We start from the raw sequence: 17,189 nt of genomic DNA, 5'->3' as shown, positions 1-17,189 counted from the left end.
GTCAATCGGGCTCGCACGCCCGCGCCGACGCGTCCGCCCCGATGGGCTCGGCGTCGTCGCCACCATGGCGACGCGCGGTCGGGCGCGGCGGTGTGGCAGCGTGGTGCGGGTGACCGACTCCGCGCCGCTCGACGTCGACCTCGCGCTGCTCGGTGGCGGCGGCGCGGCGTCACTGCTGCTCGCCGCACTGGATCGGCACGGCGTCCGGGATCAGCGGATCGCCATCGTCGACCCGGTGCGCCGACGCGGCCAGGACCGCACCTGGGCGTTCTGGGGCCACCCCGACACCGACCTGGACCCGCTGCTCAGCGCGAGCTGGCAGCAGGTCGAGGTGGCGACCGCGGCGCGCCGCCGCGTCCTGGACCTCACCCCGCTGCGGTACGCCATGCTCCGCTCCGGCCCGGTCTACGACCGGGCTGCCGACGCCGAGCGACGCCTGCACGCCACCCGGATCGTCGCGCCGGCCGACACGGTGCGCGACGACGGCACCCGGGTGCTGGTGCGTACCGGCGACGGGCGCACCGTACGGGCCGGCTGGGTGCTCGACTCGCGTCCCCGCCCGCCGGCCCGAGCGGGGCGAACCACCTGGTTGCAGCACTTCCGGGGGTGGTGGCTGGAGGCGGACCGGCCGGTGTTCGACCCGACCCGCGCGGTGCTGATGGACTTCCGCACCCCGCAGCCGCCCCGGGGCGTCTCCTTCGGCTACGTGCTGCCGGTCAGCGACCGCTACGCGCTGGTCGAGTACACCGAGTTCTCGCCGGACCTGCTCACCGACGCCGGCTACGACGCGGCGCTGACCGGCTACCGGGACCTGCTCGGCCTGGACCCGGCCGGGTTGCGGGTGCGCGAGGTGGAGAACGGGGTCATCCCGATGACCGACGCGCCCTTCCCGGCCCGGCCCACCCCCCGGGTGGTCCGGCTCGGCACGGCCGGTGGCGCGACCCGCCCCTCCACCGGCTTCACCTTCTCGGCCATGTACCGCCAGGCCGACCAGGTGGCCCGCGCCCTCGCCGCCGGCCGGGCGCCGGTGCCCGCGCCGGCGTACCCGCGCCGGCACCGCTGGATGGACGCGGTGGCGTTGCGGGCGCTGGACCGGGGTGGGGTGGGCGGTCCGGAGTTCTTCGACCGGCTCTTCGACCGCAACCCGGCCGAGCGGGTGCTGCGTTTCCTCGACGGCGGCACCACTCCGGCCGAGGAGGTCGCGATCATGAAGTCGACCCGGCTGGTGCCGATGATCGCCGCGACCGCTGGTGACGCCGCAGACCGGGTGCGCGACCGGCTGCGCCCCACCCGGCCCGCGCCGGCCATCCCACCGGCGGTGGTGGGTTCGGCGCCCGGCGCGGCCGGCGCACCGCGTCCGACCTGACCGGGGTCGACTCCCGCCCCGAGCGGGTGCCGTGCGGCGCGGGCGTCGCGACGCGCCGGCCCCGAGCGGGGAGGACGACGTCCGCGCCCGGTAGGTTGCCGGGCATGGTGGACGCGGTGGCCGGCAGGGGCGTGCAGATCTGGACCGATGGGGCGTGCAGTGGCAACCCCGGCCCGGGTGGTTGGGGTGCCCTGCTGCGTTACGGCGATCACGAGCGGGAGTTGTGCGGCGGTGAGGCCACGCCCACCACCAACAACCGGATGGAGCTGATGGCGGCCATCCAGGCGTTGGAGAGCCTGAACCGGCCGGTCACCGTGGAGCTGCACACCGACAGCACGTACGTGCGCAACGGCATCACCAGCTGGCTGGCGTCGTGGAAGCGCAACGGGTGGCGGACGGCCGCGAAGCAGCCGGTGAAGAACGCCGACCTGTGGCAGCGGCTGGAGGCGGCCTGCGAGCGGCACGAGGTGACCTGGCTGTGGGTCAAGGGGCACAACGGGCACCCGGAGAACGAGCGGGCCGACGGGCTCGCCAACAAGGGCATGACCGAGGCGCGGGCCGCGCTGACCAGCCGCTGAGCCGGGGTCAGCGGGTCGCGTCGGGGTGCCCCGGCATGCTGGAGCCACCACCGCTGCTGCCGGAGGAACCACCGGCGACGCCCGAGTTGTCGGGCTCGGTCACGATGTCCGGCCGGACGTCGGTGTCCGCCGGTGCGGGGACCTCGGTGTCCGTCTCGACCTGCACTAGTGAGGTCTGGCCGGCCTCGTCCTCGCTGTGCTGCGGGTCGCCCGGCTGTTCACCTTGGCGATTTCGGTAGCCCACGCCGTGCCCCCCGTCGATGCCGGTTCGCGTCGGCGCTGGCTACCCGGCGTCGTCCCGACCGAAACCTCGTGCTCAGCGGCGGCGGCCCCGATGGGCGCGGGCCGGGGATCGGGTCGGCTGGCGGACCGGGGTGAGTGGCAGCGCCGTCCAGTGCGCCGGCCGGGTGAGCGTCTGCGGCAGCCCGGTGCGGGTGTCGCCCCGGGCGGCGTCCAGCTGGGTCTGGTGCAGGAAGAGCGTGCGCCGCAGGTCCGCGCCCCGCAGATCGGCCCCGCGCAGGTCCGCGCCGGTGACGTCGGCCAGGCCGAGGTCCGCTCCGCGCAGATCGGCGCCGATGAGCAGCGCCCCGCGAAGGTTGGCCCGGCGAAGGTCGACCCGGCGCAGGTCCACCCCGAGCAGGTGCGCGCCCCGCCGGTCGGCACCGTCGGGGGCCCGGGCCGCGTCGCTGGCCCGGGACAGCAGCGGGTTGACCCGGGCCCGGTGGGCGTCGACGTCCACCGCGCGAAGCCGCGCGGGGTCACCCTCGGTGAGTGTCAGCGTCTCCGCGCGGACGCGTTCCAGATCGGCGCGCAGGTCGGCCGGCGGGCGCAGCGCCACCGCCTCGGTGAGGTACCAGAGCAGTTCGTGCAGCGGTCGCAGCACCGCGAAAGCCTCCGCCATCGCCGGCAACGTCTCCGGCGCGTCCCGCCAGTCCCGCCCGCCGAAGGTCACCTGGGCGACCTGCTGCCCGGCGCCGAAGCAGTCGAACACCGTGCAGCCGGGAAAACCGCGTTGCCGCAGCTCGGTGTGGATGCCGCAGCGGTGGTCGGGGCGCAGGTTGGGGCAGGGCGAGCCGGCCGGCTTGTCGATGGCGAAGTCAGTCGACGCGGCGAAGGCGGGCACCACGCAGCACAGCCCGAAGCAGCGTCCGCAGTCGGCGCGCAGCTGCGCCGCCCCGGACGGCGGTGCGGTGCGGTCCGACACGCCGACGGTCCTCCTGACGATCAGGTGGTCACCATTGTTTCCTGTGCCGCGCCGACCGGACCGGTCGGGGGTCACCGTGCGTGCGTGTCAGCGGCCGTCGCCGCCGATGCTGGTCAGACCGATCGCCAGTCGTCGTTCGGCAACGCCGCTGCCTGGGGGCCCATCAGCAACATGCCCCCGTCGACCGGCCAGGACGCGCCGGTGACGTAGCTGGCGGCGGGGGAGGCGAGCAACGCGACCACGGCGGCCACCTCCCGGGCGTCGCCGGGCCGACCCACCGGCACGCCGGGCCGTTCCTGGGTGAACGGGTCGACGTCCTCCTGACCTGTCATCGGGGTGGCGATCTCGCCCGGGGCGACGGCGTTGACGGTGATCCCGTCGGCGGCCAACTCCTGGGCCATCACCCGGGTCAGCAGCCCGAGCCCGCCCTTCGCGGCGCAGTACGCGGCGGAGCCCACCCGCGGCGCGTGCTCGTGCACGCTGGTGATGTTGATGATCCGCCCGCCGGTGCCGGCGGCCCGCATCCGTCGCGCGGCCCGCTGGGCGCACAGGAAGGGCGCGTCCAGGTCGACGGCGAGCACCTCGCGCCACTGTTCCCACCCGGTGTCGACGAACGGGGTGGAGGCCCCGACGCCGGCGTTGTTGACCAGCACCCCGATGCCGCCGAGCCGGTCGGCCAGCTCGTCCACCACCGCCGCCGCGTCCGGCAGTCGGGTCAGGTCCACCTCGGCGAGCTCGCAGCGCCGGCCCGTCGCGCGGACCTCGGTGGCTGTCCGCTCGGCGCCGTCGGGATCGCCGTACCAGGTGATGCCGATCTCGAAGCCGGCCGTGGCCAGCGCCACCGCGCAGGCCTTGCCGATGCCGGAGTCCGCGCCGGTGACGACGGCGATCCTCGGGTAGTTCTCGTATCGCTGCGGCATGCTGGCGCACTACCCCGGCAGCGCCGGCCCAACCGCCACAGGCACCCGGACCGATCCGCCGGCGGCGTAGCGTCGCCTGATGCGTATCACCCGGTTCACCCACGCCTGTGTCCGCATCGAGCACGAGGGCGGGGTGCTGGTCGTCGACCCGGGGACGTGGAGCGAGCCGACTGCCCTGGTCGGCGCGGACGCCGTCCTGGTCACCCACGAGCACACCGACCACGTGGACGTGTTGCGGCTCGCCGGTCTCGGTGTCCCCGTGTACGCCCCGGAGGGTGCCCAACTGCCGGATCTCGCCGCGCTGCCGGTGACCCGGGTCCGCGCGGGGCAGCGGTTCACGGCCGCCGGCATGTCGGTCAGCGCGCACGGTGGACGGCACGCCGCGATCCACGAGGGGCAGCCCGACTGCCCGAACCTCGGCTACCTGATCGCTGATCACCTCTATCACCCGGGTGACGCGTTGCACGTGCCGGACGAGCCGGTGCACACGGTGCTCGTCCCGGCCCAGGGGTCCTGGCTGCGGCTCGACGAGGCGATCCGATTCGCCGGCGCGGTGGGCGCGGCGGCGGCGTACCCGGTCCACGACGCGCAGCTCAACGACCGTGGCCTGGCCAGCGTCGCCGGCTGGTTCGGCGAGACGATCCCCGGTTACCGTCACCTGATGCCCGGCGACACCGCCTGACCTCTGTCGTCACCGGCCGTCGGAGTGCGGAATCGGGGCGCGGCTCTGGTGAGCACCGCGGCGGCAGTGGTTGCGGACCACTCGTCGGTCAGCTCGGTCACGAGGTCGGCGACCAGCCGGGTCACCGCCGGCTCGGCGCCCGGGTGCAGCGCCTCGGCGACGATCAGCACCGACGAGGTGCCCGCCCGCACGGCCGACCAGCCGCTCTGCCGGTTCGTCCACCGTCGGGCGTGCGCCCGCCCGACGGAGTCGACGAAGGTCACCTCGCCCGGCTCGGGATGCTCGGTGTCGCCCGCGAAGCTCAGGTACGGCTCGTCGCCGTGCGCCGGCCGGACCACCAGGTCGCCGTCGACCCGCTCCAGGTCGAGCGCGGCGACCGGGATGGCGTACGCGGCCGAGACGGCGTTGCACAGGTCGACGAGCGGGTGCACCCGGGGCAGTTCGCCGTCCAGGCGCAGCCGGCGCAGCAGCGCCTCGGCGGCGCACCGGTACCTGGTGGGCCGCAGGCCCATCGCCGCGTACGCCCGCCGCCAGGCCTGGATCTCCGGGAACCCGCTCTCGGGCCCGGCGGCCAACCGCCGCCGGGCCTCGGTGAGGTAGCTGGCCGCGTGTCGGGTCACGTCGGCGGTGGCGGTGATTCCGGAGGCCAGCACCACCCCGGCGATCAGATCGGGGTACGCGTCGCGAAGCTGTGGGGAGTGTTCGAACTGCACTGTGGTCCTATCGTTCGGTGAGGGCGAGGGTCACGCCGAGCGCGACGAACGTGCCGGCGGCGGATCGGCGCAGCCAGTCGGTGACCCGGGGTCGGGTCAGCACCCGGTCGCGGACCCGGGCCGCGAAGACGCCGTAGCCGCTGAACACCACGAAGGTGAGCAGCATGAACACCGCCCCGCAGCCGAGCATCGCGCGGGTCGAGCCCGGTGCCGTGGTGTCCACGAACTGCGGCAGGAACGCGACGAAGAACAGCGTCGGCTTCGGGTTGAGCAGGTTGACCAGCACCCCGGAGACGATCACCCGCAGCGCCGGGCGGGGCGGGGCGTCGGTGGTCACGGCGAAGGCGTCCCGATCGCGGGCGATGGACCAGGCGAGGTAGAGCAGGTAGCCGACGCCGAGATAGCGGACGGTCTCGAACGCCGCCGCGCTGGTCTGCATCAGCGCGGCCAGCCCGGTCATCGCGGCCAGCAGGTGCGGCAACGTGCCCAGCGTGCAGGCGAACGCGGCGAGCACCCCGGCCCGGGCGCCCCGGGACAGCCCGGCGGAGAGCGTGAAGATCACCCCGGTGCCGGGGGTGACCACCACGATCAGAGTGGTGATCAGGAACGGGATGGTCACGGTCGTCCTCCGGCGGAGTTGGCAGGTCTGGCTCCTGCTCACTCTGCTGCCACAATGGTCCGATGGGCAGAGCCAAACCGACGGCGTCCGAGAGGTCCATATCGGCCGGGTCCGACTTCCTGCACCTGACCATCGCCGACGCGGCGCCGGGCGGGCGCGCCGACTGGCTGACCGACCGGCTGCGCCAGGCCATCGCCGACGGTCGGGTGCCGGTCGGTGACCGACTGCCCCCGACCCGGGTGCTCGCCGCCGACCTCGGCGTCTCCCGGGGCGTGGTCACCGAGGCGTACCAGCGGCTGACCGAGGAGGGGCACGTCGCCGGTCGGGGCCGCGCCGGCACCGTGGTCGTCGCCGCGCCGACCGCGCCCACCCCCGCCCCGGCCGCCGCGCCGGCACCGGTCGCGACCTTCCCACCGGCACCGGGCACCGACATCTTCGACGCGGTACGCGCGGCGCCCGCGACGATCGACCTGACGCCCGGCGTACCCGACCTGGCCGCTTTTCCCCGCACGGACTGGCTACGCGCCGAACGGACAGTGCTGCGCCGCCTCGCCGCGGCCGACCTCGGCTACGGCGACCCCTGCGGCACGCCCGCGCTACGACAGGCCGTCGCCGCCTGGCTGGCCCGCAACCGCGGCATCAGCGTCGACCCCGCCGAGGTGATCATTGTGGCCGGCGTCTCGCAGGCGCTGGGGCTGCTCGCCCAGGCGCTCACCGCGGCCGGCGTCGACCGGATCGCGGTCGAGGACCCGGGCTCGCTCGGAGTGCGCCAGCACCTGAACAACTGGCGGATGGCCACCCCGCCGATCAGCGTCGACGACGCCGGACTGCGGGTCGACGACCTGGCCGCCAGCGGCGCTCCGGCGGTGATGCTCACCCCCGCGCACCAGTTCCCGACCGGCGTGGTGCTCGACGGTGACCGCCGCCGCCACCTCGTCGCCTGGGCGCGGGCCGGCGGCCTGATCATCGAGGACGACTACGACGCCGAGCACCGCTACGACCGCCCCCCGGTGCCGGCGCTGCGGGGTCTGCTGCCCGAGCAGGTCTGCTACGCCGGCAGCGTCTCCAAACTGCTCGCCCCCGCCCTGCGGGTCGGCTGGCTGCTCGTGCCCCCGCGACTGCGCGACGCGGTGGTGGCCGCCAAGCGCAACGCCGACCTGGGCAACGCCGTGCTGCCGCAACTGGTGCTGGCGGAGTTGATGACCTCCGGTGCCTTCGAACGGCACCTGCGGCTGCTGCGCCGCCGGCACATCCGCCGACGGGACGCCATGATCGCCGCGCTGGCCCGCGCGCTGCCGTCCGCGACGGTGCACGGCGCCGCCGCCGGTCTGCACCTGATGATCACGCTGGACGACGCGGTGGTCGACACCGAGTTGGCGGCGGCGACGCTGGCCCGGGGGGTGAAGGTGCAACCGCTGTCCTGGCACTGCCAGCGGCCCTACCGGCCGGGCCTGGTGCTCGGCTACGCGGCCCGTACGCCCACCGAGATCGACGACGGCGTCGCCGCCCTCGCCGCCGCGCTCGGCTCCGGCTAGGACCACCCGTCCACCGTGCTCGCCGCGTACCCTTCGCCCGTGGGACTGCGGTTCGAGACGCGCGGGTCCGACTCGCCCTGGGTCGACACCGTGTGGACCTGCACGAGCGAGCAGGTCACCGCGATGACCTCTGTCGCGGGGGTGCGGTGGGGCCTGGTGTTCTGGCAACAGGCTGGCCGGTCGTACGCGGGCATCACCGGTCCCGAGACCCGCACCGGCACAGCGTCGGTGCCGGAGGGCGCGACCTTCACCGGCATCGACTTCGTCGTGGGCACCTCGCTGCGGGCCGTGCCCACGACGGCGCTGGTCGACGGCGGCATCGAGCTCCCCGACACCATGCACCGGACGTTTCGGCTGGACGGCACGCGCTGGGAGACGCCCGGCCCCGACGACGCCGAAGCCCTGGTCGCCGGGCTCGTCCGGGCCGGGACCGTGGTCGGTGACCCGCTCGTCGCCGAGCTACTGCGGGGTCACCGCCCGGCCGTCTCGGAGCGCACCGTCGAACGCCGGTTCCGCGCCGCGACGGGACTGACGCGCGGCGCGGTCCGGCAGATCGAGCGGGCCCGCGGGGCGGCAGAGCTGCTGGCTGGCGGCGACCCGGTCGCCGACGTGGTCGCCAAGCTCGACTACTTCGACGAGCCGCATCTGGCCCGGGCGCTGCGCTCCTACGTCGGACGCACCGTCCGGCAGTTGCGCGAGGGCAGCGTCGGCGCCATAGCCCTCGACCTGGGTCAGCGCTTGACGTCGTAGATCAACTTGAGGATCCCGTTCGAATAGCTCTCCGACTCCCGCAGCGTCAGCATGTGCTTTTCTCGGTCGGCCCGGCCGAACAGGCTCTTACCGGCACCGAGCAGCACCGGGAAGACGAGCAGGTTGTACTGGTCGATCAGACCCTCATCGGACAGCCGCCGGGCCAGCTCCGCGCTCCCGTGGATGAAAATCGCGCCGCCATCGCCCTGCTTGAGGGCGGCGACGTCCCCTGTCGAGCGCAGAATCGTCGTCGGCCCCCACCCGTCGACGAGCGCGTCGTCGGACAGCTTGCTCGACACCACGTACTTGGGCAGCTCCTTGTAGCTGGCGTGGTCCTCCGAGCCGGGCCAGACCGGCGCGAACGCCTCGTAGCTGCGACGGCCGAACATCAGCGCTGTCGTGTCAGCGAGCTCCTCGCCCTTCAGCGACCAGGCCTCCGGGACGAACTCGAGGTCCTTGAACACCCAACCGCCGCTGCGGTGCTCCTCGCCCGGCCCGCCGCCGGGCGAGTCCACCACGCCGTCGAGCGACATGAAACCGGTGTAGACCAGGTCGCGCATTGTGGTGTCTCCTCCTGCTCGAGCGGGCTGCCGGGTCCACGCTAGATCGCGACTGCGGCGTTGTCTTGGATGAAAACGACAGCGGGTGGTGCCGTGATCGGGCCTGGGGCCGACCGGGCAACTGACCGGTCAGCCCAGGAACAGCTGGACGAGCACCAGCACGGCGAGCAGCGCCGGCCCCCGTGAGCCCTGCCGCAGCAGGTCGACCGGGATCATCCCGAACGGCGTGTTCACCGTCGCGCCGCCGTAGTTGATCGGCGGGCGGGTGCCGGCGCGGAACGCGGCAGCCACCACCCCGAGCGCCAGCGTGGGCGCCAGCCAGGGCGGCCCCGGGTCGACGGTCGGCAGGGTCAGCAACCACCACAGGCCCGCGCCGACGGCCGGCACCACCACGTGGATCCCGCGCAGCAGGTTGTCGCTGCCGCCGAGCGCCCGGCGCAGCCCGGGTGAGCGGCTGACCGCCCGCAGACCGCCGGTCAGCCGGTCGGCGGCGAGGTAGGCGAACACCACCTGCGCGGCCCCCGCCAACCCGGGCAGGGCGAGCGCCGCCGCGTACTGCACCCCGAGCAGCGCCGCCCAGATCAGCACGGCGCTCGGGTGGCGGCGCAGCCGGCGTACGTCGGCCTGCAGCAGCGCCCACCAGCCGGGGCCCGGAAGGAACCGGCGGCTGCGCACCCGGCCGATCCGGCGCCAGCGGCGGCTCTCCACCAGGCCGGCGAGCAGGCTCGGGTCCAGCAGGATCGTGGCCGTGGCGGCGGCGTTGGCGAACTGCGCGCCGGTGGTCAGCGAGGCCCGGTCGACCCGGGGGAGCGCGCGTACCGCGCGGACCGTGCCCACGACCGCGAGGGGCACCGCGACGGCGACCAGCGCGACGGTCGGCGTCGTCGCCGGCCGGGGCAGCCCGTCGCCGAGGCGACCCACGAGCACCACCACCGTGGTGATCACGGCCGCCGCCGCCATCGGCACCGCCCCGGCCACCGTCGGCCAGCGTCGCCCCGACCGGCTGCTCTGGGCGACGACGCTGAGCGCCAACGCGGCCACGCCCCACCCCGCGCCGGCCGCCGCCGCCCAGCCCAGCGCGGCCGGTTCGCCGACCCCGGCCAGCGCCGCCACGGCCACGGCGAGCGCTGCGGTGCCGGTCGCCGCGCCCACCAGCAGCAGCACGAAGCGCGGCGCCAGCCAGGCCCGCCGGTCGATGGGCGCGCTGGTCGCCCAGCTCTGCGTGGCCGGGGTGACCAGCAGCGGCCCCAGCGCCCGCAGGCCCCGCCAGGCGAGCCCCGCGCCGGCCAGCAGCGCGGCGACCGCCAGCCACCACCGCACCCCCGGCTCGGCCTGCCCCACGGTGGGGGAGTCCAGCAGGTTGCGGCTGGCGCTGACCGCGAACCAGCCGTACATGCCCACGAACAGGACAATGACGTACGCGTCACCGAGCACGTCGCCGAGGGAATGGTCGTGGTGTCGACTGCGGGCCCGGCGCAGGCGCGTCCGCACCTGCCGGGCGGTGGGCACTCCGGCCGGTGCGTCGGCGACGGTGGCCGGTGCGGCGGTCACTTGCCGATCTCGATGCGCTCGTCGACCACCGCGTCGATCAGCTCCGGGTCGTGCGAGGCCAGCAGCACGGCCACGCCCGCCGCCCGTTCCCGCAGCAGGCGGTCGGCGAGCCACTGCCGCCCGCGGACGTCCAACCGCTGCTCGGGCTCGTCCAGGATCAGCACCCGGCGTGGGCGGACGAAGCAGGATGCCAGCGCCAACCGGCGGCGCTGCCCGCTGGACAGCGTCACCGGCAACTGGTCGCGGGCCGCCTCCAGACCCAGCTCGGCGAGGACTTCCCCGACCGGTTCGGCGTCACCCCCGTGGGCGTACGCGACCAGCTCCAGGTGCTCGACCACCGACAGGTCGGGGAAGAAGTCGATGTCGTCCAGGGCCGCCGCCACCAGCGCCCGCACCTGAGGGTCGGTCTCGTCGGCCCGGCGGCCCTGCACCAGCACCTCACCCGCGTCCGGCCGGTCGGCGCCGACGACACAGCGCAGCAGGGTGGTCTTCCCGCTGCCGTTGGGGCCCAGCACCACCGCGATCCGGCCCGCCGGGAGCGTGAAGCTCACGTCGTCGAGCACCACCAGGTCGCCGAAATTGCGGCTGAGTCCCCGTACCGAGAGCGCGTCCACGATCACAGAGTCTCGCAGAGCGGTGCCACCGACCAACCCGAGCGACCTACGTCACGCGGCGCTCGGCGTCCTCCTCGAGTCGGGCGTCGGCGGCGGCCAACCCCTGCACGTCGGCGACCTCCTCGGCCACCGCCGCCGCGTCCGCCCAGTGCCGCCGCGCGTCGGTCCGGTCGCCCAGCGCGGCGCAGGCGTCACCCAGGTAGAGCAGGGTACGCGCCAGCCCGGCGCTCGCTCGGGTCTCCTCGCGCAGCCGGCGGCTCTCGGCCAACAGCTCGTACGCCGTCCGCGCCTGCCCCGGGGTGCTGCTCAACAGCGTCGCCCCGGCGTTGAGCAGCGCCGTCGCCCGGCTGGTCGGGTCGTTGACCGACTCGTACTCGCGCAGCGCGGCCCGCCACGCCTGGGCGGCGTCCAGGTGCTCGCCGAGGGCAGCGTGCACCAGCACCAGGTTGGTCAGCGCCGCCGCGTACCCGCGCGCGTCGCCCACCGACCGGAACGTGTTGGCCGCCCGCACCAGGTGGTGGTGGGCGGTGTCCGGTTCTCCCCGGGCCAGGTGGGCCGCGCCCAGGCCCAGGTCGGTGAGGGCGTGCCCGGCCCGGTCCGCGCCGGAGCGGTGCCGGCGGGACATCTCCAGGTGCTCCACCGCGTCGTCGAGCTGCCCCAGGTCGAGCAGGGCCAGGCCGAGGTTCATCCGCGCCTGGGCGTTGCCCCGCCGGCCCCGCTCGTTGACCGCGAGGGTGAGCGCGGCGGCGGCCCCCTGCGGGTCGCCCCGGCGTCGACGCAGCACCCCCAGCTCGTTGTGCGCCCACCCGGCGATCTCCGGGCGGTCGTCGGCGGTCGGGGTGGCCAGCACGGTACGGCAGACCTGCTCCCACTCGTCGAGCCGCTCGGCGTACGCCAGCCACCCGCACAGCGCCACGGCCAGCCGGAACCACCACCGGCGGACCCGGCGGGGCAGGGTCTCCTTCGCGCCGGCCGGCACCCGCACCACCGCCAGCAGCAGCTCCTGGTGCAGGTCGAACCAGCCGTACGGGTCGTCATCGAGCGGCAGCGACCACTCCCGGTCCGGTGGGGAGCCGAGCACCGCCAGGTTGGCCGCGTGCCGTTCGGCCCGGCGGGCCAGGTGCCGGGTCAGCCGGGCCTGCGCGGCGACCCGGGCCCGGGCCGGATCCGCGTCGCGCAGGTGCAGACGGGCGCTGCCGGCCAGCAGGGGGCGGATCTCGTACCGGTCGCCCGGCGCGCCGACCACGAACGCGGCGGCGGCCAACCGGTCGAGCAGCGCGGTCACCAGCTCGGGATGCCGCCCGGCCAGCGCGGCGATGGTGGGCCGGTCCACCGGGGCGGGCACCAGCGACATCAGCCGGTACAACCGTCGGGCCTGGCGGGGCAACGCCTGGTACGCGATGTCCCGTTCGGTGACCAGACGGGCCGCCGGTGACACGGCGAGCCGTTGGTGCGGTGGCGTCTGCACCGCGCGGCGCAGCGCCTCCAGTACGTCGGAGTGCCGCCAGCCGTGTTGGGCCGTGCGATAACCGAGGGCACGCACGGTGCGCGGCTGCCGCCCGCACAGGTCGACGATCTCGCGGACCGCCGGGTCGGTGCGCGGGTCGGCGCGCCGGATCCGGGCGGCGGGCGCGGCCCCGCCCGCCGTCGCGAACAGCTCCACCGCCTCGGACGTGCCCGGCTCGGCGATCCAGTGCGCGACCACACCCTCCAGACCGACCAGCGCCGGACCGCCGGCGAGGAGCAGGCGGCAGGTGCGCGCGGTGGGCGGCAACAGCGGCCGGACCTGGTCGGGACGGTCGACGTTGTCCAGCACCAGCAGGATCTTGCGACCGTCGAGCTGACCGCGCAGCGCGTCGGCGGCGGCGGCGAGCGCGTCCGGCCGGCCGGAGGTCGGCGGGGCGGTGCCCAGGATCCGGGCCAGCGCGGTGAGGACCTGCCGGGCCGAGCGGGGTCGGCCACGCCGCCGCAGGTCGAGGTAGTACTGCCCGTCCGGGAAGTCCTCCCGGCACTGGTTCGCCGCCTGCACCGCGCACGCGGAGGTGCCCGCCGCGCGTCGTCCCAGCACCGCCACGGCGTGCTCCCGGGCGAGCAGCGCGACAAGCGCGTCGACGTGCTCGCGGCGACCGGTGAACTCGGCCGTGTAGGGCAGGGTGGGCGCCCCGGTGGCCGGTGTGGTGAGCACCTCGGTCGGTTCGGGGCCGACCTCGTGACCGGCCCGGCGGCGGCGCACCTCGTACACCACGTAACCCAGCACACCGCCGGTGGCCAGCACGATGGTCACCGGCCCGAGCACGCTGGCCACCAACTCGGAGAGGAGATTGCCGGCCAGGTTGCCGGCCACGTTGGCGAGGATGCTGCCGACCACGCCGCCGATCGCGATCAGCGCGGGCCAGCGCGAACCACCGCGCGCGCCACCCGGCCCGGTCACCGCACGCCCCCGGAGACCAGCCCGGCGACCAGGTGCCGCCGGGAGAGGACCACGAGCACCACCGGCAGCACCGAGGCGAGCACCGAACTGGCCGCCAGCGCGCCACTGTTGCTCACGAAGCTGCGGGTCTGCTCGGCCAGGAACGGCCCGAGCGGCGACGCTCCCGACGCGCTGAACAGCCGACCCACCACCAGGTCGTTCCAGACCTGGACGAACTCCAGCACGGAGACCGCCACCACCGCCGACAGGTTGTGCCGGGCCAACCGGCGCAGGGTGTGCCACCACCGGCGCCCACCCAGCCGGGCGTCGCGGACCTGCTCGACCGGCAGGTCGGCGAACGCGTTGCGCAGCACCAGCACCGCGAACGGCACACCCAGCGCGATGTGCACCAGGGCCAGGCCCTGAGCCGTGCCGGAGGAGAGCACCAGGCCCAGCACCTCGTTGACCGGCCCGGCGATGACCTGGATCGGCACGACGCTCGCGGCCAGCAGCAGCAACCCGGTGGCCTGCGCGGCCGGCCCGGTCAACCACGCCAACGGGTACGCGGCCAGCAGCGCGACCACCAGCACCGTGGCGGTCACCGCGGTGGCCAGCACCAGGGTGAAGCCCAGCGTGCGCCACAGCTGGGTGCCGGTGACCAGGTCGTGGTAGGACTCGGCGTTCGGCGGCGCGGACCACCAGCCGCGCGCGGCGGCGTCCACCCTGCCGTGCGCCGAGGTGGCGACCAGCACCGCCAGCGGCACCAGCCAGGCGACCGCGGCACCCGCCGCGAGCAGCCGGAACACCCGCCGGGGCGGGGCGACCGGAGCGGGTTCCGGTGCCGCCTCGACGCGCGGCGGGGGCCACGCCTGCCGGACGAAGAGCGCGGCCACCATGATCCCGCCGATGACCGCCACCAGCCACACCACACCGAGCGCCGCGCCGTCGCCGGTGGTGGTGCCGCCGGACGTCTGCCAGATCCGCAACGCCAGCACCGACGCCTCGTCGCGGACCGAACCGGGGGTCATCACCAGGATGAGGTCGAACGTGCGGCTGGTGCCCACCGCCACCAACGCGAACACCACAGCTGTCGTCCGCAGCAGCAAGGGCCGCCACTGCGCGTCCCACAGCACGTGGCGACGCCCGCCGCCGTACGCGCGGACCGCGTCGGCGAGACTCGGCGGCACCGCGTCCAGGGCGGACCGGAAGACCAGCACCGCCAACCCGACCCAGGCCCAGACGAACGCCGACATCAACGCGACGGTCACCATCCCCGGGCCGAGCAGCTGCGGCGCGTCCTCCACCGAGCGGCCGGTCAATCGGGTCGCGACCAGTGTGGCCAGCCCGCGGCTCGGGTCCGGGTCGTACATCAGCCGGAAGGTGACCCCGGTGACGACCAGCGGCAACGCCACCGGCACCAGCAGGATCAACCGCACCAGGCCGCCCTCCTGGGAGCGGCGGGACGCGGCGGCCAGCAGGTAGCCCAACGCCGTCACCACCGCCGGCACCAGCAGGGCCCAGAGGACCGTCCGGCCGACCACCGCGCCGGTGCCCGGGGCGGCGAGGGCGGTCCGGAAGTGCGCCGCGCCGACCCAGCGGCCGTCGGTGGTGACGCTGGCGTGCATGGTCCGCAGCACCGGCCACAGCACCAGCCCACCGAGCAGCACCGCGGCCGGCAGCAGCAGGGCCGACGTCGCTCCCGCCGCCGGATAGGCCCGACCCCGCCGGGCCGGCCCGACGTCGTCGAGGACCGCCAGTTCGCCGAGGACGCACACTTCACTCATCGGCCGCCCCCCGCGTTGCGGGCCGCCGCGGCGAGCAGGCCGGTGGCCCGGCGGATCGCCTCACCGGCCCGGACCCCGTCGGTGACGTCGGCGAAGAACCCCTGCATGATCCGCCAGATGCCGACCCCGTCGGAGCCGGTGAACGGGCCGGGCAACTGGTCGGAGAGGTCGAACCGCAGCGTGCCGGGCGTCCGCATCTCCTCGGCGAGGCGCTGGGCGACCCGGTCGCGGTAGCTGTCGATCGTGACGTTGGTGTTGGGCGAGAGGTAGCCGCCGGAGCGCAGCCACGGCTGGAACGAGTCGGCCCGGGTGAGCCACTCGACCAGCTCGACACCGCCCCGGGCGTCGGCGAACGCCACCGCCGCGTCCCCGCCGACGATCAGTGGGCCACCGCCCGATGAGGCGCCCGGGAACCGGAACGTCACCGGCGCCTGCGGGCCGCGCTGGAACGGGTCGGCGACGTCGGCGGTGAAGTCGGCCCCGACGAGCATCACCGCCCGCCGGGTGTGCACCACCTGGATCACCGACTCCTCGTACTGGGTGAGCAGGGCGCGACGGCCGCCGCCGACGAACGCCCCGTCGATGCTCCAGAGCCCGGCGAGCCGGTCCAGTGCCTCGCGCACCGCGCTGCCCTGCCAGTCGGCGTCCGCCCGGGCGAGGGCGTTGTAGCTCTCGGGTGCCACGTCGGCCAGGACGTTCTCGAACCAGTCGGTGAGCACCCAGCCGTCCGCGGCGCCGATGGCCAACGGCGCCGGCCCGCCGTCGCGCCGGGCGAGCGCGCCGAGCTCCCGGGTACGCCGGACCAGCTCGTCCCAGTTGGCCGGCGGCACCGGCAGCATCGAGGGCAGGTGCCAGACCAGCGACTTGTGTGCCGCCTTGACCCAGACCCCGTAGCGCTGACCCTCGGCGGTCAGCAGCTCACTGAGCCCGGCGGGTACGGCGTACCCGGTGGACGGGCGCACCGGGCTCAGCCACCCGCGTTGGGCGTACTCGGTGACCAGGCCGGGGCGCGGCAGGATCGCCACGTCCGGGCTGGTGCCGGCGAGGTGCCGGGCGCGCAGGAACGCGTCGATGTCGTTGCCGGCGCTGACCACCTGCACCGGCGCGGGGTAGCCGGCGACGACCTCACGGAACCGGTCCAGTTCGCTGGTGCTCCAGACCACCGCCACCTGCACCGACCGGCTCCCGCCCGAGCAGCCGGCGGCCAGCGCGGTGGCGCCCACGGCGGCGGCGCGCAGCAGCGTACGACGACTCGCCCGGATCGTCGGCCTCATCGGGGCACCTCGCTCGGCTCGGTGACCAGCTCGTGGCGCACCGGAATCTCGGCCAGGGTGGCCGGGTCGGCGCTGCAGACCAGCACCGCCACCCCGGGAGCGTTCGATGGTGAGAGACGGGGCATCAGGTCACCGAGGCGACTGTCGCCCGCCGAGCCGGCCGGCAGGTCGATCACGAGCACCTCGGGCAGGCAGGCCGCCGCTCGGGCGAGCGCCACCCGGAACCGCTGGGCGGCGGAGATCTGGTGCGGCAGCAGGGTGAGGGAGAGCGCCAACTCGAGCCGGTCGACAACGGTGGCCGTCCAGTCGTCGGCCACCTCGTGCACCCGTTCGCGTTTGCGTTGGCCGTACTCGATGTTGCGGCGCACGGTCAGCTGCGGCAGCAACGCGCCACCGGCGGGCACGTAGCCGATCTGCCGGCGGGGCGGCGGCAGGGCGGTGACGTCCCGGTCGCCGACGAGGATGCGGCCGGTCACCGGTGGGGCGAGCCCGGCCAGCACCCGGGCGACCGCCGTGCCGTACCGGGGTGGCGCGACCAGGGCGGCGAGCGTGCCGGCGGGAACGTCGAGGGTCACCGGCCCGGTGCCGGGGACGGCGACCAGTGCGCGTAGCCGTAACGTGACCCTCAC

The 17,189-nt window shown here is 75.1% G+C and carries 17 protein-coding genes; 5 read left to right on the top strand and 12 right to left on the bottom strand.

Annotation, left to right across the window (positions count from 1 at the left end):
* Positions 1–109: 109 nt before the first annotated feature.
* Together ACX27O_RS12190 and rnhA are read left to right on the top strand one after the other, a co-directional pair.
* Complete coding sequence (locus tag ACX27O_RS12190; protein ID WP_458939431.1) at positions 110–1,366, top strand: lycopene cyclase family protein; 1,257 nt, start codon at positions 110–112, stop codon at positions 1,364–1,366.
* A gap of 104 nt (positions 1,367–1,470) precedes the next feature.
* A complete protein-coding gene (rnhA, locus tag ACX27O_RS12185) occupies positions 1,471–1,944 on the top strand; it encodes a ribonuclease HI (protein WP_357639277.1) in 474 nt (157 codons plus the stop codon).
* A 7-nt stretch (positions 1,945–1,951) separates the two neighbouring features.
* On the opposite strand, the gene ACX27O_RS12180 is transcribed toward rnhA, so the two are convergent.
* From ACX27O_RS12180 to ACX27O_RS12170, 3 genes are all read right to left on the bottom strand, one after another.
* Entirely contained in the window at positions 1,952–2,188 is a 237-nt protein-coding gene (locus ACX27O_RS12180; protein WP_030332502.1) for a hypothetical protein, read from the bottom strand.
* A gap of 72 nt (positions 2,189–2,260) precedes the next feature.
* Positions 2,261–3,148, bottom strand: coding sequence for a pentapeptide repeat-containing protein (locus ACX27O_RS12175; protein WP_458939430.1), 888 nt, complete (start codon positions 3,146–3,148; stop codon positions 2,261–2,263).
* 113 nt (positions 3,149–3,261) lie between these two features.
* On the bottom strand, positions 3,262–4,068 hold the full coding sequence (locus ACX27O_RS12170) for an SDR family oxidoreductase (protein ID WP_051708504.1): 807 nt from the start codon (positions 4,066–4,068) through the stop codon (positions 3,262–3,264).
* Positions 4,069–4,147: 79 nt separating this feature from the next.
* On the opposite strand from ACX27O_RS12170, the gene ACX27O_RS12165 reads away from it, so the two are divergent.
* Entirely contained in the window at positions 4,148–4,750 is a 603-nt protein-coding gene (locus ACX27O_RS12165; protein WP_458939429.1) for an MBL fold metallo-hydrolase, read from the top strand.
* Here ACX27O_RS12165 and ACX27O_RS12160 read toward each other — a convergent pair.
* The gene (locus tag ACX27O_RS12160) at positions 4,723–5,463 is read right to left on the bottom strand and encodes a B3/B4 domain-containing protein (protein WP_458939428.1); all 741 of its coding nucleotides are present in this window, start codon (positions 5,461–5,463) and stop codon (positions 4,723–4,725) included. The two genes, ACX27O_RS12165 and ACX27O_RS12160, sit on opposite strands and share 28 nt — an antisense overlap.
* 7 nt (positions 5,464–5,470) lie before the next feature.
* Positions 5,471–6,082 (bottom strand): LysE family translocator, encoded by a 612-nt coding sequence (locus ACX27O_RS12155; RefSeq protein WP_030332511.1) that lies wholly within the window; start codon positions 6,080–6,082, stop codon positions 5,471–5,473.
* A 62-nt stretch (positions 6,083–6,144) separates the two neighbouring features.
* On the opposite strand from ACX27O_RS12155, the gene pdxR reads away from it, so the two are divergent.
* Both pdxR and ACX27O_RS12145 read left to right on the top strand, forming a co-directional pair.
* On the top strand, positions 6,145–7,617 hold the full coding sequence (gene pdxR / locus ACX27O_RS12150) for a MocR-like pyridoxine biosynthesis transcription factor PdxR (RefSeq protein ID WP_458939427.1): 1,473 nt from the start codon (positions 6,145–6,147) through the stop codon (positions 7,615–7,617).
* Between the two features lie 39 nt (positions 7,618–7,656).
* On the top strand, positions 7,657–8,367 hold the full coding sequence (locus ACX27O_RS12145) for a helix-turn-helix domain-containing protein (protein ID WP_358128688.1): 711 nt from the start codon (positions 7,657–7,659) through the stop codon (positions 8,365–8,367).
* On the opposite strand, the gene ACX27O_RS12140 is transcribed toward ACX27O_RS12145, so the two are convergent.
* From ACX27O_RS12140 to ACX27O_RS12110, 7 genes are all read right to left on the bottom strand, one after another.
* The gene (locus ACX27O_RS12140) at positions 8,349–8,927 is read right to left on the bottom strand and encodes a dihydrofolate reductase family protein (RefSeq protein WP_210860296.1); all 579 of its coding nucleotides are present in this window, start codon (positions 8,925–8,927) and stop codon (positions 8,349–8,351) included. The genes ACX27O_RS12145 and ACX27O_RS12140 overlap by 19 nt on opposite strands.
* A gap of 129 nt (positions 8,928–9,056) precedes the next feature.
* A complete protein-coding gene (locus ACX27O_RS12135; protein ID WP_458939426.1) occupies positions 9,057–10,478 on the bottom strand; it encodes a DUF6297 family protein in 1,422 nt (473 codons plus the stop codon).
* Positions 10,475–11,092 carry an ABC transporter ATP-binding protein gene (locus ACX27O_RS12130; protein ID WP_458939425.1) on the bottom strand — a complete coding sequence of 206 codons (618 nt, stop codon included), beginning with the start codon at positions 11,090–11,092 and terminating at the stop codon, positions 10,475–10,477. Before ACX27O_RS12130 ends, ACX27O_RS12135 begins: the two co-directional genes overlap by 4 nt.
* A 46-nt stretch (positions 11,093–11,138) precedes the next feature.
* Positions 11,139–13,523, bottom strand: a complete 2,385-nt coding sequence (locus ACX27O_RS12125) for a tetratricopeptide repeat protein (RefSeq protein WP_030332522.1) — start codon at positions 13,521–13,523, stop codon at positions 11,139–11,141.
* Positions 13,520–15,286, bottom strand: a complete 1,767-nt coding sequence (locus ACX27O_RS12120; protein WP_458939424.1) for an ABC transporter permease — start codon at positions 15,284–15,286, stop codon at positions 13,520–13,522. The genes ACX27O_RS12125 and ACX27O_RS12120 overlap by 4 nt, the downstream gene beginning before the upstream one ends.
* Positions 15,283–16,560 carry an extracellular solute-binding protein gene (locus ACX27O_RS12115; protein ID WP_210858805.1) on the bottom strand — a complete coding sequence of 426 codons (1,278 nt, stop codon included), beginning with the start codon at positions 16,558–16,560 and terminating at the stop codon, positions 15,283–15,285. The genes ACX27O_RS12120 and ACX27O_RS12115 overlap by 4 nt, the downstream gene beginning before the upstream one ends.
* The gene (locus ACX27O_RS12110) at positions 16,557–17,189 is read right to left on the bottom strand and encodes an ATP-binding cassette domain-containing protein (RefSeq protein WP_357639296.1); all 633 of its coding nucleotides are present in this window, start codon (positions 17,187–17,189) and stop codon (positions 16,557–16,559) included. The genes ACX27O_RS12115 and ACX27O_RS12110 overlap by 4 nt, the downstream gene beginning before the upstream one ends.

The sequence above is a fragment of the Micromonospora sp. SD19 genome (assembly GCF_054462275.1).
The sequence above is the reverse complement of the archived record's forward strand: the minus strand, read 5'-3'. Positions and strand labels throughout refer to the sequence as shown.